The organism is Micromonospora sp. NPDC053740 (assembly GCF_040677775.1).
Classification (GTDB): domain Bacteria; phylum Actinomycetota; class Actinomycetes; order Mycobacteriales; family Micromonosporaceae; genus Micromonospora; species Micromonospora alfalfae.
Map to the genome: position 1 here is coordinate 1 of NZ_JBFASO010000005.1, position 18781 is coordinate 18781.

An 18781-nucleotide genomic window follows, 5' to 3' on the forward strand; every position below is an offset into this window, starting at 1 on the left:
CGCCGAGCCGCCAGACCTCGGCTCGCAGCCCTCGGGTCGGTGCGGCCGGCGTCAGCCCACCGGGAGCGGGCCGACGACGCGTTCGCCATTGACTGTCGCGGCGGCCGTCCGCGCCTCGCGCGGCCTCACCGCCGAGGCAGCCCGGCCAGCCAGACGTCCAGCTCCGCTGGGGAGCGCAGTAACACCACCGGCGGCGCGGACGGGTCGGCCTGCCAGGCCCGCATTCGCCGCCGGGCGCGGCCGAAGGCCGTGACGTGCCACACCAGAATCGAGTCCGGGGACAGCACGCTGCTCAGCGACTCGCGGTTGCCGTTGCAGATCACCTCGCCGGTGACCACCCGGCGAACGGTACGACGGAGCAACCGCCCGAACGAACGCCATCGTGGATAGTCCAGGCCGACGACCAGATCGGCGCGGGCCATCGGGACATCCCGCCAGCCGTGGTACGCCCCGTCGATGATCCAGCGGTCCCGTCGGCAGATCTCCTCGATCCGGCCACGTTGCTGGGTGACCGGCACCTCGACCCAGCCCGGTTGCCAGAGCAGATCGTCCACCGGATACCAGGGCAGTCCGAGGTGTTCGGCCAACCGCGCCGCGAGGGTGGACTTGCCGGAGCCGTACACCCCGTAGACCAGGATGCGACGCGGTGCGCTCATCGCGGCAGCGTACGTCGTGAAGGAAAATCGGTTGTCGTGCCTGGCGCGCCTCGGCCAGAGTGACGTGCATGACGTACTGACGGACTCCACCCCCTGCTCCGCGCCACCGGTGATGCCTCCCGGGGGCCGTGACGCCGTCCGCTTTCACGTTCGCAGCCAGAGATGAGCCTCCTTGTCCCAGCACCATCTCCCTCGGGAGCCCCTGCCCCCGCCCGCCCCGGCCACCGTCACGGTGTTCGCCTCTCCCGCGAGCTGGATCGAGTCCGACGCGCTCGCGCAGTGCCAACAGGTCGCCGCCCTGGACGGCATGCGGCACGTCGCCGCGATGCCGGACCTGCATCCCGGCAAGGGCGCCCCCATCGGCGCGGCCATGGCGTCGACAGTGCTGTACCCGTTCCTGGTGGGCTCCGACATCGGCTGCGGCATCGCCGTGTTTCCGATCAAGCTCAAGCGGGCCGTACCGGAACGGCTCGCCACCCGGTTCCCCGACCTCGACCAGGCGCTCGACCCGGTGCGCGACGCCGACGACCCCGCCTGGGCCGCCGTCGACGATGCCGTTCCGGCCGGCCACCTGGACGGCCTCGGGACGGTGGGCCGGGGCAACCACTTCGTGGAACTGGCCCGCGTCGACACCGTCTTCGACGTACGGCACGCAGGCCGGCTGGGGCTCGACGCGGGCGATCTCGTGCTGATCGTGCACAGCGGTTCCCGTGGTCTGGGCGAGCGGATCCTGCGGGCGCACACCGAGGTCCACGGCGCTGGTGCGGCACCCGACCCCGACGCCTACCTGGGCATGCACGACGACGCCGTGCGTTGGGGTTCGCTCAACCGACGGGTGCTGGCCGCCCGGGTGGCGCACGCGTTGGGGGCCGAGCCCACCGCGCCGATCGTCGACCAGTGCCACAACCTGGTCGAGGTTCGGGACGGGGTCTACCTGCACCGCAAGGGCGCAGCGTCGGGTGACGGGCGCGATGTCCTGATCGCCGGTACCCGGGGAACGGCGTCCTATCTGGTGGCCGCCCACGCCGGGCCGGAGGCCAACTTCTCGGTGGCCCACGGCGCCGGCCGCAAGATGTCGCGCGCCGACGCGCTGCGGCGGGGCCGGGCCAAGCACACTGTCGAGGAGCTACGCCGTACCCCTGTGGGTTCTCTTGTGGTGTGCGGCGACCGGCAGTTGCTCTTCGAGGAGGCGCCCACCGCGTACAAGCGCATCGAGCAGGTGATCGCCGACCTGGTCGAACACCGGCTGGCCACGCCGGTGGTCAGCACGACGCCAGTGGTCACCTACAAGACGCCCGACCTCGGGTTCGCCGGACGCCCGGACCGGCGGGGCCACCGCGGCCGGCGAGGCCGCTCGTGACCGCGTTGCTGCTGTTGTCAGCCGGGCGTGGGCCGCAGGAGTGCGCCTGGGCACTGAGTCAACTGCTGCACCGCCTGCGGGGCGAGGGCGTCGGCCGAGGTCTGACGATCCAGCAGGTTGAGGCGGTCCCCGGCGACCGCGCCGGCACCTACCGGTCGGTGCTGATCCGGATCTCCGGCGTCGACGCCGAGGCGTTCGCGGCCTCGTGGACCGGGACGCTGTGCTGGCAGGCCCCGAGCCCGTACCGGTCGGGCATCGGCCGGAAGAACTGGTACGTCACCGCCCAGCCGCCCGAACGCGCCGCTCGGCCGACGACGTTCCGCGAGGCGGACGTCGACATCGTCGCCTGCCGCACCGGCGGGCCGGGTGGTCAGCACCGGAACAAGGCCAGCACTGCGGTACGCGCGACGCACCGTCCTTCGGGCCTGGTGGTCGTGGTGGACGAGGAGCGGCAGTTCGGCCTCAACCGCCGGATCGCCCTGGACCTGCTGCGCCACCGCATCAAGCAGGGCGACAAGGCTGCGCGGCGGGCCGTCACCACCGCCCGGTGGCGCATCCACGACGGGCTGGTCCGTGGCGATCCGGTGCGGGTGGAACGCCCGACGCCCCGGCGACCGGGAGGCTAGCGACTCAGACCTCCAGCACCGCGTCCGCGAATGCCTGCGGCGCCTCCTGCGGCAGGTTGTGCCCGACACCGCCCCCGACGGTCCGGTGCTCGTACGGGCCGGCGAACTGCTTGCCGTAGACGGTGGGCTCCAGGTGCGGCGCGCCGTTGGCATCCCCCTCCAGGGAGATGCTGGGCACCGTGATCTTCGGCTTCGCGGCCAGGCGCTCCTCGATCTCCTCGTACTGCGGCTCACCGTCGGCGAGGGCCAACCGCCAGCGGTAGTTGTGGATGACGATGTCGACGTGGTCGGGGTTGTCGAACGCCGCCGCGCTGCGGTCGAACGTCGCGTCGTCGAACGTCCATCTGGGCGACGCGGTGTGCCAGATCAGCTTGGCGAAGTCGCGCCGGTTCTTGTCGTAGCCTTCCCGACCGCGTTCGGTGGCGAAGTAGTACTGGTACCACCACGCGAACTCTGCCTTCGGCGGCAACGGGACCGTGCCCGACTTCTGCCCGTCGATCAGGTAACCGCTGACCGAGACCAGCCCTCGGCAGCGTTCGGGCCACAGCGCGGCGACGACATCGGCGGTCCGCGCGCCCCAGTCGAACCCGGCGAGCTTCGCGGTGTCGATGTTCAGGGCGTCCATCAGGGCGATGAGGTCGAGACCCATGGCCGCCGGTTCGCCGTTTCGCATGGTGTCGTCGGAGAGGAACCGGGTCGTGCCGTAGCCCCGCAGGTACGGTACGACGACCCGGTGACCGGCGGCGGTGAGCAGCGGCACGACGTCGGCGAAGCTGTGGATGTCGTAGGGCCACCCGTGCAGGAGGATCACCGCGTCCCCGTCGGGCGGCCCGGCGTCCACGTATCCGACGTTCAGCACACCGGCCTCGACCTGTCGCAGGTCAGTGAACCCGCCAGCGGTCCTTGCCATCGACTTCCCCCGCGTCCGGACCTGCTCGGATGTGCCGATCACGCCCGAATCTAACGACCTGCCCGGAGCGTGAGAGCCGTTCACACGAGGACCGCCCGACGGATGCCGAACTGGGTACGATGCCCGCTTTGGTGCGTCAGGTGGTGGCGGAGGGGGGTCCGGGTGGCACGGGGCGAGGAGACCACCGCGGGCGCGGGCGCGGACCGGGCGCTGGCCGAGATCACGATCCGCAACGCTGACGACGTACGCGGGAACGTGACGCTGCCGACGGCGACGGCGACTGGTGCTGCGATCGGATGGACGTCGTCGAATCCCGACGTCGTGTCCGATCGGGCGGACGGCGCGAGCGCCGCTGGTGTCGTCACCCGTCCGCCGGTCGGGGCTTCCGCGACGGAGGTGACCATGACGGCCCGGATCCGGGTCGACGCCGTCGAGGCGCGCCGGGACTTCGTGTTGACAGTGCGCCCCGCTGTCGCGCTGGCTCCGTTCTCGCGCTACGGCATGGCGAACTTCGCCCGATCCAACAGCCAGGCGGGGCAACAGCTCTACCTTGCCGCGAGCATCGGAAACGATCCGACCAGTTGGGCAGCCGTCAACGACGGGCAGGCGGTGCTGCGGTCCCGCGCTGGCATGCACGCCATCCGCGACCCGTCGATCGTCCGCTCCCCGGAGGGGGACCGGTTCTACCTCGTCGCCACCGACCTGAACGTCGATGGCCGGTCGTACGGGTGGCGGGGTTGGGACTGGGCGCAGAGCGGCGCGAGCCGGCACATCGAGGTGTGGGAGTCCACCGACCTGCGGACCTGGTCCGAGCAGCGACACGTGCTGGTCGCCCCGGAAGAGGCAGGCATGGCGTTCGCCCCGGAGGCCATCTGGGACGAGTCGATCGGCGCCTACGTCGTCTACTGGACGTCGTCGATGTACGCCCCCGGCACCTACTACACACCGGAGCGCACCGACCCGCGTGGCCGCTTCCCGCTCACGAGGAACCAGACCCTCTACAGCACCACGCGAGATTTCGTGACGTTCACCCCGGCGCAGGTGATGTGCGGCCGGCCCCACCACGGGGCGCTGGACGCGATGATCATCCGGGACGACACGGACGGGTCCTACCACCGCTTCGTCAGCGACCGGACGGCCACCGGCATCGGGGTCACACCGTACGTCCCGTCGTGCGGCGCGCAGGACATCTATCAGGAGCGGTCGACAGCCATCCTCGCTCCCCCTGACGAGTGGGAACTGGTGTCGAGCTGCATCACCCACCGGAGGATGAACACCACCTACGCCGAAGCGCCGATGGTGGTCAAGGCGAACCCCTGTGACGTACGCGGAGAGGGCTACTACCTCTGGGCCGACCAGATCTGGGCCGGTTCGCCCTCCGGTGGGCACCTGGAGGAGCAGTTGCACCCGTACTGGAGCGCGGACCTCGCGTCGGGCGACTGGACGCCCATCGACTGGAGTCGGAAGCCGGCATACGACCTGGCGGACGGCGTGCTGCGCCACGGGACCGTCTTCGCCCTCACCCAGGCGGAGCATGCCGCTATGCGGGGTGCCGACCCGACGAGCGTCGCGGTGCGGAAGCCACCGACCAGGACCACGTACGCCGTCGGCGAGCCCCTGGACCGCACGGGGCTCGTGGTCACCGCCGACTACACCGACGGGATGCGGGACGAGGTGCTGGAGCACGGCCACGGCGGGTACACGCTCTCGGGGTACGACAGCACCACCGCAGGTGCGCGGACCGTCATCGTGTCCTACTCGGTGGTCGGTGTGACGAGGACCGCCTCGTTCCCGGTGCAGGTCGTGGGGCCGTAGCCGGATGACCGTAGGGTGGTGGCATGGCTGAGCGACCTCTGACCCTGATGGCGGTGCACGCCCACCCCGACGACGAGGCGACGAGCACCGGCGGCGTGCTTGCCCGCTATGCCGCCGAGGGGGTCACCACAGTCCTTGTGACCTGCACCGACGGGCGATGTGGGGACGGTCCGGGTGGGGTCAAGCCGGGCGAGGAGGGGCACGACCCGGCCGCTGTGGTGGCGATGCGCCAGGCCGAGCTGGAGGCCAGCTGCGCCACGTTGAACGTCACCCACCTGGAGACCCTCGGCTACGCCGACTCCGGGATGATGGGCTGGCCCACCAACGACCAGCCCGGCGCGTTCTGGACGACGCCGGTGGCGGAGGCGGCGGCCCGACTCGCCGAGCTGATTCGGCAGTACCAGCCGGACGTGATCGTCACGTACGACGAGAACGGTTTCTACGGCCACCCGGACCACATCCAGGCCCATCGGATCACCATGGCCGCCGTCGAGCAGACGGACGTCCCCGCGAAGGTCTACTGGACCACCGTGCCGCGTACGGCGTTCGCGGAGTTCGGTCGGATCATGAAGGAGCTCGGCGTCGATTGGGCCGAGCCGGACTCGGCAGGGGAGCCGGTGCCGCAGCTCGGCCTGCCCGACGACGAGATCACCACCTGGGTCGACACGAGCAAGTACGGCGCGCAGAAGTTCGACGCGCTGGCCACTCACGCCAGTCAGACCGAGAACATCTTCTTCCTGCAACTGGGCCAGGAGCGGTTCACCGAGCTGATGGGCGTGGAGACCTTCGTGCGGGTCCGGGACCGGACGGGCGCGCCGACCCCCGAGGACGACCTCTTCGCCGGTCTGCGCTGATCACTCTTCCGTAGCGCCACCAGGCATCGTCGGCCACCGGGTCGACGGTGCCTGGTGTCGTGCGCCGCGTTGACCTCACCACGCGAACCCGTCGCCGATCGCCGGCCTCCGGAAGTTTCGACCGCCAGCCGCTCAGCGGTACGCAGGTCATGTGATGAATTTCCGGAAGTTTTCAGCGTTGACGCCCAGACATAGATCGGCTTAACGTTTCGAGCGAGTTTCCGGTTTCCGGCCGGAACTACCGGCGTCACCCCACCAGCTCGCGTCTCCACCCCACCAATACCGGACCCTCACCTCCTAGATCGACCTTTATCTATTGATCGTCTGGAAGGGAAGGCACATGAAGTTGAGACAGTGGTCGACAGTCGGCCTGGTCGCCGTCGCGACCATCGCCACGCTGAACACGGTGCCGGCGACAGCGAGTCGACAGTACGACCCCACGACGCAGAGCCTCGGCACCCTCGGCCTGCGCCACGGCCTGCACGTCGGCACGGCGGTCAACATGGATGCCCTCAACGACGCCAGCGACCCGCAGTACCGCAAGCTGGCCTCCTCCGAGTTCGCCTCGGTCACCGCCGAGAACGTGATGAAGTGGGAGAGCCTGGAGCCGACCCGCGGCAGCTACAACTGGGGGCCGGCCGACGAGTTCGTCGACTTCGCCAAGCGCAACCGGCAGAGCGTGCGCGGTCACGTGCTGGTCTGGCACAACCAGCTGCCCGCCTGGCTGACCAGCGGCGTCGCCGACGGCTCCATCAGCAAGCAGGAGCTGCGCGAGCTGCTGCGCAAGCACATCACCACAGTCGTGAACCGCTACAAGGGCAAGATCTGGCAGTGGGACGTGGTCAACGAGGCGGTCAGCGATCCTTGGGACACCCCGTCGACCCTGCACTACAAGGGCTTCTGGGCGCAGAACCTCGGGCCCGGCTACATCGCCGACGCGTTCCGCTGGGCGCGGGCCGCCGACCCCAAGGCCCTGCTGTTCTACAACGACTACAACATCGAGGCGTTCGGCTCGGGCAACCCGGCGGACGACAAGACCCAGTTCGTGTACGACATGACCAAGAGCCTGCGCGCCCAGGGCGTCCCGATCGACGGCGTCGGCTCCCAGGGCCACCTGGGCACCCAGTACGGCAACTTCGACACCCTCCAGGTGACCGCCGCGCTGAAGAAGTTCAGCGGGCTCGGCGTCGCGACCGCGTTCACCGAGGTCGACGTCCGCAGCCAGCTGACCGAGGGCGTCCAGGCGGGCAACTCGGAGGAGATCAACCCCCGGCTACAGGCGTCGGCCGCCAACTTCAGTGTGCTGATGAAGGCGTGCCTCGCCGTGCGGAGCTGCCTGTCGTACACGGTCTGGGGTTTCAGTGACAACCATTCGTGGGTGCCGGGCTGGTTCGACGACCCGCCGGAGGGCCTGGCCACCATCTACGACGAGAACTACCAGCCCAAGCGCGCGTACCAGGAGTTGAAGTCCGACCTGATCTTCGCGGGGCCACCGTACGTCCTGCCCCGCATCGCACCCAAACCCCGCCGCTGACGCCCAGGGCCGTGTGGAGCTTCCCGAAGCCCCACACGGCCCGTGTGCCACCACGGACGTCGAGGTTCGACTCACGTTCGGTGGTTCCGTTGCGCCATCCGGACGCCATCGGAGGGCTGGTGCCGGATCTGCCGGTTTATTGATGGTGTTGGTGTCACTATGGCAGGCGTGGGAACTGCGAAAACTGCCATGCCTGCGATCTCGCCGCTCACCGGCGATCCCATCAAGCGGGCCGATGCCGAGCGGCTAGCGGGGGTGCTGAAGGCCTTCGCCGATCCGGCGCGACTCCGGTTGCTCAGCCTGATCCAGTCCGCGCCGGAAGGTGAGGCGTCAGTGAGTGACCTCACCGCGGCGCTCAATCTCTCCCAGCCGACGGTGAGTCATCACCTTCGGATCCTCACCGAGGCCGGCCTACTCGAACGCGACAAGCGCGGGGTCTGGGCGTACTACCGCCTGGTGCCCGCCGCGATCGCGCAGATCGCCGACCTCCTGACGCCGCCCAGGAAGCGGGCCACGAAGAGGGCCCGCTGACCGGGCCGGAAGGCCGGCTCGTCACATCCGCTCCAACGTGCGGATGCCCAGCAGGTGCAGCCCCTGCCGCAGGGTCCGGGCGGTCAGCTCGGCCAGCAGCAGCCGGCTCTCCCGTAGCTCATCAGACCAGTGACGAAGCGGCGGCTCGATCCGTCGGTCGCGGGAAACAGGTCAGCGCGCTCGGGCGACGGATCGCCGACGTCGCCCCGCACCGACCTGGACGTCGTTTCGGTCGACTCGGCGCAGGGAACTGCCTCGGGACAGACGAGGGGTGATGATGAGCCGATACACACCACTGCCGATGGCCCGTACGCGACGCGCGCTCGCGCTGCTCGGCACCGTCGCGCTGGCCGCCGCCTGCACCGCCACCGAGGACCCGCCCGGCTCTGCCCCGGCGACCACCGCACCGGCGACCGCGTCGGCGTCAGCGTCCCCGACAGACGCGCCATCGCCGAGCGCGAGCACCCCGGTGACCATCCCGACCTCGGCCTTCGTCGAGTTGCCCGCCGAGCTGCGCAAGTCTCCTCGACGGACGACGCCGGTCGAGGAGGCCCTGCCGAAGCTGTGCGACAACGAGTTCGGCACCGGCGGCCGGCAGGTCACCGCGAGCGCCGCAATGACAGTCACCTACCAGAAGGCCGGCGAGCCCTCCAGCAACGTGCCGCAGGGGATGATCCACCAGACCATCTTCACTTTCGACGGCGACGGCGCCTCGGGTTACCTGGGCCGGCTCCGCACCGCGGTGCAGGCGTGTCCCTCGTACGACCAGTCCGGAAACCGCGTCACCGTCAAGAGTCAGGCGCTGCCCGGGGTCGGCGACGAGGCGTTGCTGCTGACCCGCACCTGGCCCGAGACGAGCCTGAACGGCGAACGCACCGGCGGCACCGCGTCCAGCCAGATCGCCGTGGCCCGGGTCGACAGCACCGTGACGGTCTTCGACGACCAGGGGTGGGAGGGCGCCAGCGGCAACCCCGCCATCCTGGACCGGGTCGTCCGCGACGGCGTCCGCGCCATCGACGCCTGGCAGGGGTGACAGGCCCGCCATCGAAGCGGGGCTTCCACCGATCGGTTCGATCCTCAGTCGAATCTTGGACACCCGGACGCGAGTCGCGCTCCCGCCGGAAGACTTGAGGATCACGGTCCACAGTGGGCGTCGCCGAACTCGGCGGCAGCCAGTCGGGCCGTCATCGTCGGTCGGTGGAGGAGGTCGTCATGTCGGACGGTCAGGCAACGAAGGCACCGTGGCTTCCGCCGCGGTGGTTCATCCGGTTGGCATGGTCGGTGCACCGGGGCCTGTACCGGGTCACCGGCAGCCGGGTCGGGTTGTGGCGACCGCGCGAGCACCGGTGGGGCACGCTGCGGCTGACCACTGTCGGCCGCCGCACCGGTCAGCAGCGCAGCGTCATCATCGCCTACTTCGAGGATGGTCCGAACCTGGTCGGGGTGGCGATGAACGGGTGGGGCGAGGGCGCACCCGCCTGGTGGCTCAACCTCCAGGCCCGCCCGGATGCGTCAGTCGATCTGCCCGACGGGCGGCGACTGGTCCGCGCCCGCGTCGCCACCGACGACGAGCGGTCGCGGCTGTGGCCCCGTTGGCGCGATTCCGACAAGAACTTCGACGCCCACGCGGCGCGGCGATCGTCGGAAACCACAGTGGTGGTGCTGGAGCCCAGATCGGAGGGCGGCTCCCCAACGCCGTGACGCGCTGGACGGTAGAGACAACCGCTGCGGTACGACGCCCCGAGCGCGTACATCCCGGGTGGTAGGCCCATCGGCAACTCCGGCATGACGACTCAGCAGGGGTTTGCTTCCTAGGCTGCCTCTCGTACCCGTCACGCGACCGAGGGGATCCACGATGTCCGTCCGTCACCTGCTCGCCACCGCCGTAACCGCTCCGCTCGCACTGATCGAGCTGGCCGCACCGGCAGCCACGCACCTCTCCGCCCAACCGACCGCCGCAACTGCTCTCTCCATGAGTTCCGGGCGTCTCGGTGCCAGTGTGGCCGCCCTGCTGGGGCTGGTCGGCACTGTCATCGGAGGACGGGCCCTGGCCCGCCCCGCCAGTCGCCTCGGTACCGGCTCGGGAAGCCTCGGCGGCGTCCTGGCCCTGGTGACGGGGCTGATCAGCATGGCGCTCGGCGGGCTGGTGGTGGCCACCTCGGACAGTGGCATCGGCACGGGCAACGGGCGGGGCGGGGCCTACGTGGCGCTTGTGGTCGGGCTGGCCGGCGTGGTGCTCGGTGGGCTGGCCCTGCTTCGCGCGCGCCGCACCGGCCGCCTGGCGGGCTGACGCTGACCGGTTCCGGCCTGGCTGATCCCGTCCCACCCGGAGGCTGCCCCGTCGGCGGCCGTACCGGACGACCCGACGGCGGTGGTCAGGAGCGAGTGAGCCAACCAGGGACTGTCAGACCGGACTCGTAGGCGAGGATCACCAACTGGGCTCGGTCCCGGGCATTGGCCTTGGTCATGATCCGGCTGACATGTGTCTTGGCGGTCGCCGGGCTCAGCACCAACCGCGCCGCGATCTCGTCGTTGGAGAGGCCGGCGGCGACCAGCGCCAGCACTTCACGCTCCCGCTCGGTGAGCACACCCAGTCGTGGCCCGGGGTCGGGATGCCTGGCTCGGGCCGCGAACTCGGCGATCAACCGTCGGGTGATCGACGGCGCGATCAGCGCGTCGCCCCGGGCCACCACCCGCACCCCGTGGATCAACTCCGCCGGCTCGGTGTCCTTGACCAGGAAGCCGCTGGCCCCGGCCCGCAGCGCGTCGTAGACGTAATCGTCAAGGTCGAACGTGGTCAGAATGATGACGCGGGCATCGGAGTTCGCGACGATCTCACCAGTGGCGGCCAGGCCGTCGAGCCCGGGCATCCGGATGTCCATGAGGACGACGTCGGGTCGCAGTTGCCGGGCCAGCCGCACCGCCTCGAATCCGTCGGCAGCCTCGCCGACCACCTCGAGACCGTCCTCACCGTCGAGAATGGATCGGAAACCGGCGCGTACCAGGGTCTGGTCGTCGACGATCAGCAGCCGGATCACATCTGCTCCCCCACCGGCGCCGGGTCGTGTCGCATCGGCAGACGGGCACAGACCCGAAAGCCCCCGTCCGGCTGCGCGCCAGTCGTCAGCGAACCGCCGAGGGCCCGCACCCGCTCCCGCATCCCGAGGATCCCGCTGCCCGGCGAACCCGGCTGGCCGGTCCCGTCGTCCTCGACCTCCACGAGCACGTCGTCGTGATCGGGCCGGACCCTGACCACGGCGGCGGTGGCACGCGCGTGACGCGCCACGTTGGTGAGCGCCTCCTGGACGATCCGATACACCGCAAGGTCGACCTCCGGCGGGAGCGACAGCGTCTCGGCCAGCTCGGTGCGGATCTCCAACTCCGGCCGGGCGGCCGTCCTGATCAGATCACCGAGGCGGTGCAGACCTGGTGCGGGCACGACCGTCGGGGCCTGCCGCAGTGCGCCCAGCGTCGCGCGCAACTCACTCAACGTCTCCTTGCTGGTCTGTTTGATCGCGGTGAGGGCCTGCTCGGACCGGACCGGATCGGGTCTGTGCAACGCGGCGCTGGCCTGCACGTTGATCAACGACAGGTGGTGGCCGAGCACGTCGTGCAACTCCCGGGCGATGCGCAGCCGCTCCTCGGTGGCCCGCCGCCGGGCCTCCTCCTCCATCCGTTGCTCGGCGACGACCGCTCGGGCCTGCGCCTCGGCGAGGTAGGCACGGCGGTTGCGGGTCACGCCGACGATGACCGCGACGAGCCAACCGGCGTGCAGCAGCGTCGCCCCGTTCATGGTGTTCGGGGACCGGTTGTAGCTGTCCGCAACGGCGAAGGCGATCACCGAGGCGAGACCGAGCCCGATGGCGACCGCGAGATGTCCCTCGTCGACGACTGTGTAGAGCGCCACGACGAACACCACCATGATCGGACCGGGCCGGTGCAGCAACGCCCCGTACGCGCCGATGGCAGCCAGCGCCACGACGCCCACCGGCACCGGATGACGCCGCCGGACGTACAACGCGCCGGTGGAGAGCAGCACCGCCAGCAGCGCCGCCCATTCGGGGGCGGTGTCGATGCCGCGCGCCTGCACCACCAGGCCCGTGACGGCGACCAGACCGACGGCGGGCACCAGGGCCACGTCCGCCGTCCGGCCCCGCCACCCTGACATGGGCCGAAGCCTAGCCTCCCGCGATCCAGCGGGAGAAGGTCCGACTGGACGGTTCAGGTGTGTTGGTTGCCCTCGGCCAGGTTCGCGTCGTAGCCGGCAGCCTGGAGGGCGAACAGTTCGGCGTACCGACCGCCGGTGGCGACCAGGTCGGCGTGTGTGCCCGCCTCGACCAGCCGGCCGTGGTGCAGGACGAAGATCCGGTCGGCGTGCCGGACGTTGGCGAGCCGGTGCGTGATGAGGATCGTGGTGGCGCGACCTTTCCGGTCCCGGATGGTCTGGAACAGGGCGTCCTCGGCCCGGGGGTCGAGCGCTGAGGACGGCTCATCCATGATCAGCAGTTCGGCGTCGCGCAGGAACCCGCGAGCTGCGGTGATGCGCTGCCACTGCCCACCGGAGAGGTCCTGGCCGCGCGCGAAGGTCCGGTCGAGCAGTGTCTCGTACCCGTGCGGAAGCTCGTTGATCATGTCGTGGGCGACGGCGCGGCCGGCGGCGGCCTCGATGCGATCCTGCCGGGCCTCGCTGTCGACGTCGCCGATGGCGATGTTGGTTGCCGCGGTGAACGGCCACTTGTGGTATTCCTGCGTCACCACGGCGATCCGGGCACGCAGCCCGTCGACGTTCCAGTCCGACAACGGGCGGCCGTTCCACTCGATGCTGCCTTCGGTGGGGGCGCGAAGGCCGGCGATCATCGCGGCGAGTGTCGTCTTGCCCGAGCCGTTCTCCCCGACGAACGCGACAGTCTGCCCGGCGGTGATCGTCAACGTGACGCCGTCGACGGCGGGGTCGTCCCGGTCGGGGTAGCGCAGGCTGACCTCGTCGACCGTCAACTCCCGCAGCCGGTCCGGATCGGCGGCGGCAACGGGCCCGGTGCCGGTCGGTAGGTACGCGTCGGCACGGGTCATGAAACCGGTGTAGTCGCCGAAGTGCTGCCCCTCGGTGTAGACGTGGTCGACCTGGAAGGTGGCGATGGCCAGGGACCGTTGCGCCGACTGCACCGCGATGACGCAGGTCGCGGCGGCGGCGAGCGGGATCTGCCCGTCGAGGAGCAGCATTCCGAGCAGGGCGTAGACGGTGCCGGTCGCAAGGCCGCCGACGATGGCGCCGACAGTGGTGGTCGTGGTGACCCGCCGGGCGAGGGCGAGCTGGATGTCGGTCTCCACCTGCATCACCCGGTCGTACTGGTCGAGCAGGAACCGGCGCAGCCCGTAGGAGCGCAACTCCGGGGCCGAGGCACGTTCGGCCATCAACTTGTGCAGCAGCCACAGTCGACGTCGGCGCACCGATCCGGTGGTGTACGTCTGGTAGCGCAGATGCCCGGCCCGCAACGACGCCCACGCGTTGGGCACCGTGGCGACAAGCAGCGCCAGCAGCAGCAACGGATGGATGACGATGACGGCGGCCGCCACGGCCAGCAGCCCGGCCAGCCCGGCGAGCAGGTTCATCGACGCCTGCACCAGCCCGATCGTCGACTCGGTGCCCCGCGAGGCGCGTTCCATGTCATCGGCGAACGCGTCGGCGTCGAACGCCTCCAACCGGACCGCTGTGGACACCTCGAACAGGCCCCGCTCCACCTCACGGCTCACCCGGGGCGTCAACCCGTTCTGCGCGTACCCGGTGGCGATGCCCATCCCGGCGCGGAGCGCGACCGTCGCCGCCAGCACGGCCAGCGCGGGCAGCGCCGCCCGTACCTTGTCGGCGGTGGGTCCTCCGGCGAACAGTTCCACCAACACCCGCTGCGTAGCCAACAGGCCGAAGGCGGCCATCACCCCCGCGCCGACGGTGGCCACGGCCACCACACCGGTACGGAGCCGGTCCGCGCGCCAACTGATACCGATGGCTGTCCAGACGAGCCTGGGCAGCTCCGCGAAGACGGCGAAGACGCCGGCCTCCGCGCGCGCCCGCACCCCCGTCTCCCACCACATCTCCCGCAGCTCCGGCAGCACCGACTCCGTGCGCGCAGGGCCGGGTTGGCCCGGTCGAACGCGGCGAGCCTCTGCGGTGGCGGTCTCGATCATGGTCGTACCTCCCGGGGCGGCACCCGTCGCCGTCTCAGCCAGGGCAGGCGGATTGGCGGGTTCCTGGAGGATTGGACCACCCGAACATAGCTCTCGGCAATCGCCCGAACACTCGCCGTTATGGATGCGATATCGCCGGGAAGGTGTCCCGGTGCGTCACTGCGTGCGCAGAGCGTCGAGCTGCGCTCGCAGCGCCGCGGCGATCTCGCCCGCCGCGACGATCTGATCCGGGGTGAGGGCGTCGACGAAGAGCTCCCGGATGGCGCGCAGGTGGGGATAGGTGGCTCCCCTGAACGCCTCGGCGCCCGCCGTCGTGAGCAGCACCTCCGCCCCACGGGGAACCGTGGCGCACTCCTGGCGGCGGATGAGGCCGCGCCGCTCCATCCGCCCGAGGTGGTGGGAGAGCCGGCTCCGCTCCCACCCGATGTGCGAGGCGAGTTCGGACGACCGCATCGCCTCGCCCTCCGCCTCGCTGAGGGCGAGGAGCACCGAGTAGTCCCCGCTCGAGAGCGAGGAGTCGCCCTGTAGGCGGGACTCGAGCCGGGAGCCGAGCGCTGCCGTCGTCTCGATGAAGTCCCGCCAGATTCGTAGCTCGTCGGCGGTCGGAAGCTGGCGTCCGCCCCGCCGGCCGGGTGTGGCCTCCGTCATCGCACTCTCCCGGGAATTGACGTGTCAATCGTCAAGTTAGCATCATTGACACGTCAACCGGTAGGTCCGCTCCCGTGGGTCGCCGGCGGATTGCACGAGGAGGAGACGATGGCAGCTGCAGACTTCGAGCTGGGGCTCAACTCGTTCGGGGAGGTGGCCACCGACGGCGACCGGGTGCTGAGCGACGCCGAGACCGTACGGCTACTGGTGGACGAGGCACGGCTCGCCGAGTCGGCCGGACTCGACGTGTTCAGCGTCGGTGAGCACTACCGCGAGGGCCACAACGACTCCGCGACACCGGTGCTGCTGGCGGCGGTCGCTACGGCGACCGAGCGAATTCGCCTCGGCACCTCGGTCACAGTGCTCAGCACCAACGACCCGGTACGGCTCTACCACGAGTTCTCCACCCTCGACGCCGTCTCCGGCGGCCGCGCCCAGATCGTCCTCGGGCGCGCATCCGCTACTGAGTCGTTTCCGCTGTTCAGTTACGACCTGGCCGACTACGAGCGGTTGTTCGAGGAGAAGCTGGACCTCTTCCTGCGACTCCAGCAGGACGAACCGGTCACCTGGTCCGGCACGGTACGAAGCCCACTGACCGCCCAGCGCCTGCACCCACGGATGCGGCCCGGCGGCATCCCGACCTGGATCGGTGTCGGGGGAAGCCCGAACTCGGTGATCCGCGCCGCCCGGCACGGACGTCCGCTCATGCTGGCGATCATCGGCGGGCGTCCCCAGCGCTTCGCCGGCCACGTCGACCTCTACACCAGGGCGCTCGAACAATTCGGGCATACCCTGCAGCCAATCGGGCAGCACTCACTCGGCCTTGTCGCAGACACCGACGAGGAGGCGGTGGAGACGTGGTGGCGATACTGGCAGCCGGTCGTGGCGGCCCTGGCCGCCGAACGCGGCTTCTACAAACCGGACCGCGCGCGCTACGAGGCCGAAATCGACCACGGGGCGCTCTTCGTCGGTTCACCCGAGACGGTGGCGCAGAAGATCGCCACTGTCGCTCGCGACCTGCGGCTGAGCCGCTTCGACCTGAAGTACGACATCATGCACCTGCCCCGCGAGGCACGCGCGCGCACCGTCCAACTGCTGGGCAGTGAGGTCGCGCCGCGGGTCCGGGAGCTGCTGGCTAAGGAGCCCAACCATGTCTGATCTGCTGTTCGGCCTGGACACGTTCGGCGATGTACCGCAGGACGACGCCGGCAAGCTCGTCTCCCACGCGGCGGCGATCCGGCAGGTCGTCGACGAGGCGGTGCTCGCCGACCAACTCGGGGTCGACGTCATCGCCCTGGGCGAGCACCACCGGCCGGAGTACTCGGTCTCCACGCCGGAGACGGTGCTGGCCGGAATCGCCACCCGCACCTCACGGATCCGGTTGGCCTCCGGCGTGACAGTGCTGAGTTCGGACGACCCGGTACGGGTGTTCCAGCGCTTCGCCACAGTGGACGCGCTGTCGAACGGCAGAGCCGAGGTCATCCTCGGTCGCGGATCGTTCACCGAGTCCTTCCCGCTCTTCGGTTACGACCTGCGCGACTACGACACGCTGTTCGAGGAGAAGATCGAACTGTTCGTCAAGTTGCTGGACGAGAAGCCGGTCACCTGGAGCGGCACCCTGCGTGCCCCGCTGGAGAACGCCGACGTGTTCCCGAAGACCGAATCGGGTCACCTGGACACCTGGGTCGGTGTGGGTGGCTCACCGCAGTCGGTCGTCCGCACCGCCCAGTACGGGCTGCCGCTCATGCTGGCCATCATCGGCGGCGCCCCCGAGCGCTTCGCGCCCTACATCGACCTGTACCGCCGGGCGGCCGACCAGCTCGGCACGACCGCGCACCCGGTCGGCATGCACTCGCCGGGCTTCATCGCCGACACCGACGAGCAGGCCAAGGAGATCTACTGGCCGCACTACCGGATCATGCGGGACCGGATCGGCAAACTGCGGGGCTGGCCGCCGATCCGCCGTCAGGAGTTCGACTCCGAGGTGGAGAACGGCTCCCTCTACATCGGTTCACCGGAGACGGTGGCCCGCCGGATGGCCCGTGCGATCCGCAGCCTCGGCGTCGGCCGGTTCGACCTCATCTACTCGGCCGGAGCGCAACCGGCCAGCGCCCGGATGCGCGCCGTGGAACTCTACGGCTCCAAGGTGATCCCCATGGTCCGCGACCTGCTGGCCTGATCAGCACTTCCCACGCGAGAGGACGACCATGTTCGACAACGACCGGAGCCGGCCGGCGACCATCGGCATCCTCGGGGCCGGCAAGGTGGGCACGGTGCTCGCCCGGCTCGCCGTCGCCGCCGGCTACCGGGTACGGGTGGCCGGCTCCGGCGACCCGGCGAAGATCGCCCTCACCGTCGAGGTCCTCGCGCCGGGGGCCGAGGCCACCACGGCTGTCGACGCGGCAGCCGACGCCGACGTCGTCATCCTCGCCCTGCCCCTGGGCAAGTACCGCAGCGTTCCCGCCGAGGCGTTGCGCGGCAAGCTCGTCGTCGACGCCATGAACTACTGGTGGGAGATCGACGGCATCCGTGACGACCTCACCAACCCGCGTACCTCGTCGAGCGAGACCGTCCAGGCGTTCCTGTCCGGCTCACGCGTCGTGAAGGCGTTCAACCACATGGGCTATCACGACCTGGAGGACGAGGCGCGGCCGGCGGGGACGAGCGGCCGCAAGGCCATCGCGATCGCCGGCGACGACGACGCCGACCTCACCGAGGTCGCGGCCCTGGTGGACGCGCTCGGCTTCGATCCGGTCGTCGCCGGCCCGCTGGCCGAGGGGGTACGACTCGAACCGGGCAGCGAGTTGTTCGGCGCCAACGTGAGCGCCGACGAGGTACGCGCCATGCTCGACCGCTTCCCGGAGTCGGAGCGGGGACGGACCATCACCGCCGCCCGAGCCTCGACCGCACCCGAGGCCGCCTAGACGTCGAAGGCCGCCCGCGGTTCGAGGTGCTGGCCCACGGCGTACTGCTGGTCGAAGTCGGTCGGGCCGAGCGCCTCGGTCGCTGCGACGCGCATCCGGGCGAGGTCCGCCGCGTCGTCCGGGTCCGGCACCTGGCCGAGCGCCGCGAACGCGGCGTCCGCGACGCCGATCATCCGGGCCGCGCGGGAGTGGTCCCCCTCGGCGGTCGCGAGCGCGGCGCCGGCGACGCAGACGTACGGCACGAAGTCGGCCCACCCGTTGTCGAACACCCGCTCGCGGTTCTCGGCGAACAGCGTCCGCGCCACGTCGAGGTTGCCCAGCCCCAGCTCGCAGAATGCGAGGTTGTGATATTCGGAGTTGACCGTCTCGGGTTGGCCGAGCGCCTCGTTGAGCGCGATGCTCTCCCGGTACAGGTCCCGGGCGCGGAGCAGGTCGCCGGACATCCGCGCGACGCCAGCCAGCACGTGCCTCGGCCGTTCCTCAAGGCTGCGGTCGCCGGAGCGCAGCGCCACCTCCAGTGCCTCCCGGGCCCGGGCCTCTCCGCCCGGCAGGTCACCGCCGCGAATGGCGACCCGGGCGAGGCTGTACCGGGCCTCGACCTCGCCCGCCGGGTCGCCGGCCGCCTGCGCCCGCTCGATCTCGGCCTCGCTCATCCGCACCACGGCGTCGGTCTTGCCCCGCCGAAACGCCGAACGCACGCTCTCACTGAAGGTCATGGCCCTCTCCCCCGTCACTGGCAC

19 protein-coding genes and 1 pseudogene are annotated in these 18781 nt (G+C 70.4%); 12 read left to right on the forward strand and 8 right to left on the reverse strand.

Going from position 1 to position 18781, the window contains the following annotated elements:
- Window positions 1-125 precede the first annotated feature (125 nt).
- Window positions 126-656, reverse strand: coding sequence for an adenylate kinase (locus AB0K35_RS15110; RefSeq protein ID WP_238668968.1), 531 nt, complete (start codon window positions 654-656; stop codon window positions 126-128).
- Window positions 657-828: 172 nt separating this feature from the next.
- Here AB0K35_RS15110 and AB0K35_RS15115 point away from each other — a divergent pair, with 172 nt between their 5' ends.
- Window positions 829-2016, forward strand: a complete 1188-nt coding sequence (locus AB0K35_RS15115) for an RNA ligase RtcB family protein (protein ID WP_363885730.1) — start codon at window positions 829-831, stop codon at window positions 2014-2016.
- Window positions 2013-2642, forward strand: coding sequence for a peptide chain release factor H (gene prfH / locus AB0K35_RS15120; RefSeq protein ID WP_363885732.1), 630 nt, complete (start codon window positions 2013-2015; stop codon window positions 2640-2642). The genes AB0K35_RS15115 and prfH overlap by 4 nt, the downstream gene beginning before the upstream one ends.
- A 4-nt stretch (window positions 2643-2646) precedes the next feature.
- Here the strand turns inward: prfH and AB0K35_RS15125 are convergent, their stop codons facing one another.
- Window positions 2647-3552 carry an alpha/beta hydrolase gene (locus AB0K35_RS15125; RefSeq protein WP_238668971.1) on the reverse strand — a complete coding sequence of 302 codons (906 nt, stop codon included), beginning with the start codon at window positions 3550-3552 and terminating at the stop codon, window positions 2647-2649.
- Window positions 3553-3714: 162 nt separating this feature from the next.
- On the opposite strand from AB0K35_RS15125, the gene AB0K35_RS15130 reads away from it, so the two are divergent.
- From AB0K35_RS15130 to AB0K35_RS15145, 4 genes are all read left to right on the forward strand, one after another.
- Window positions 3715-5367, forward strand: a complete 1653-nt coding sequence (locus AB0K35_RS15130) for an immunoglobulin-like domain-containing protein (protein ID WP_363885734.1) — start codon at window positions 3715-3717, stop codon at window positions 5365-5367.
- A 23-nt stretch (window positions 5368-5390) separates the two neighbouring features.
- Entirely contained in the window at window positions 5391-6221 is an 831-nt protein-coding gene (locus AB0K35_RS15135; protein WP_238668973.1) for a PIG-L family deacetylase, read from the forward strand.
- A 340-nt stretch (window positions 6222-6561) separates the two neighbouring features.
- Window positions 6562-7755 carry an endo-1,4-beta-xylanase gene (locus AB0K35_RS15140; RefSeq protein WP_363885736.1) on the forward strand — a complete coding sequence of 398 codons (1194 nt, stop codon included), beginning with the start codon at window positions 6562-6564 and terminating at the stop codon, window positions 7753-7755.
- A gap of 189 nt (window positions 7756-7944) precedes the next feature.
- Window positions 7945-8286, forward strand: a complete 342-nt coding sequence (locus AB0K35_RS15145; RefSeq protein WP_112585316.1) for a metalloregulator ArsR/SmtB family transcription factor — start codon at window positions 7945-7947, stop codon at window positions 8284-8286.
- 21 nt (window positions 8287-8307) lie between these two features.
- On the opposite strand, the pseudogene AB0K35_RS15150 reads toward AB0K35_RS15145, so the two are convergent.
- Window positions 8308-8409, reverse strand: a pseudogene (locus tag AB0K35_RS15150) (DALR anticodon-binding domain-containing protein); the annotation flags it as partial.
- Window positions 8410-8563: 154 nt separating this feature from the next.
- On the opposite strand from AB0K35_RS15150, the gene AB0K35_RS15155 reads away from it, so the two are divergent.
- From AB0K35_RS15155 to AB0K35_RS15165, 3 genes are all read left to right on the forward strand, one after another.
- Window positions 8564-9319 carry a hypothetical protein gene (locus tag AB0K35_RS15155; RefSeq protein WP_363885738.1) on the forward strand — a complete coding sequence of 252 codons (756 nt, stop codon included), beginning with the start codon at window positions 8564-8566 and terminating at the stop codon, window positions 9317-9319.
- A gap of 179 nt (window positions 9320-9498) precedes the next feature.
- On the forward strand, window positions 9499-9987 hold the full coding sequence (locus AB0K35_RS15160) for a nitroreductase/quinone reductase family protein (RefSeq protein WP_363885740.1): 489 nt from the start codon (window positions 9499-9501) through the stop codon (window positions 9985-9987).
- A gap of 154 nt (window positions 9988-10141) precedes the next feature.
- On the forward strand, window positions 10142-10576 hold the full coding sequence (locus AB0K35_RS15165) for a DUF6223 family protein (RefSeq protein ID WP_363885742.1): 435 nt from the start codon (window positions 10142-10144) through the stop codon (window positions 10574-10576).
- Window positions 10577-10661: 85 nt separating this feature from the next.
- Here AB0K35_RS15165 and AB0K35_RS15170 read toward each other — a convergent pair whose 3' ends face one another.
- The 4 genes from AB0K35_RS15170 to AB0K35_RS15185 form a co-directional block, all read right to left on the reverse strand.
- Window positions 10662-11324 (reverse strand): response regulator transcription factor, encoded by a 663-nt coding sequence (locus tag AB0K35_RS15170; protein ID WP_363885744.1) that lies wholly within the window; start codon window positions 11322-11324, stop codon window positions 10662-10664.
- Window positions 11321-12454 carry a sensor histidine kinase gene (locus tag AB0K35_RS15175; protein WP_363885746.1) on the reverse strand — a complete coding sequence of 378 codons (1134 nt, stop codon included), beginning with the start codon at window positions 12452-12454 and terminating at the stop codon, window positions 11321-11323. Before AB0K35_RS15175 ends, AB0K35_RS15170 begins: the two co-directional genes overlap by 4 nt.
- 53 nt (window positions 12455-12507) lie before the next feature.
- Window positions 12508-14376: an ABC transporter ATP-binding protein gene (locus tag AB0K35_RS15180; RefSeq protein WP_238668996.1), complete on the reverse strand. Its 1869-nt coding sequence runs from the start codon at window positions 14374-14376 to the stop codon at window positions 12508-12510.
- 249 nt (window positions 14377-14625) lie between these two features.
- On the reverse strand, window positions 14626-15117 hold the full coding sequence (locus AB0K35_RS15185) for a MarR family transcriptional regulator (protein ID WP_238668980.1): 492 nt from the start codon (window positions 15115-15117) through the stop codon (window positions 14626-14628).
- A gap of 108 nt (window positions 15118-15225) precedes the next feature.
- Between AB0K35_RS15185 and AB0K35_RS15190 the strand changes: the two genes are divergently transcribed.
- From AB0K35_RS15190 to AB0K35_RS15200, 3 genes are read left to right on the forward strand one after another with little or no spacing between them, the layout of a single operon-like run.
- Window positions 15226-16275 carry an LLM class flavin-dependent oxidoreductase gene (locus AB0K35_RS15190; protein ID WP_363885748.1) on the forward strand — a complete coding sequence of 350 codons (1050 nt, stop codon included), beginning with the start codon at window positions 15226-15228 and terminating at the stop codon, window positions 16273-16275.
- Window positions 16268-17296: an LLM class flavin-dependent oxidoreductase gene (locus tag AB0K35_RS15195; RefSeq protein ID WP_238668982.1), complete on the forward strand. Its 1029-nt coding sequence runs from the start codon at window positions 16268-16270 to the stop codon at window positions 17294-17296. The genes AB0K35_RS15190 and AB0K35_RS15195 overlap by 8 nt, the downstream gene beginning before the upstream one ends.
- Window positions 17297-17324: 28 nt before the next feature.
- The gene (locus tag AB0K35_RS15200; protein WP_363885750.1) at window positions 17325-18041 is read left to right on the forward strand and encodes an NAD(P)-binding domain-containing protein; all 717 of its coding nucleotides are present in this window, start codon (window positions 17325-17327) and stop codon (window positions 18039-18041) included.
- Here the strand turns inward: AB0K35_RS15200 and AB0K35_RS15205 are convergent.
- Window positions 18038-18757: a tetratricopeptide repeat protein gene (locus AB0K35_RS15205; protein WP_363885752.1), complete on the reverse strand. Its 720-nt coding sequence runs from the start codon at window positions 18755-18757 to the stop codon at window positions 18038-18040. The two genes, AB0K35_RS15200 and AB0K35_RS15205, sit on opposite strands and share 4 nt — an antisense overlap.
- Window positions 18758-18781: the final 24 nt, after the last annotated feature.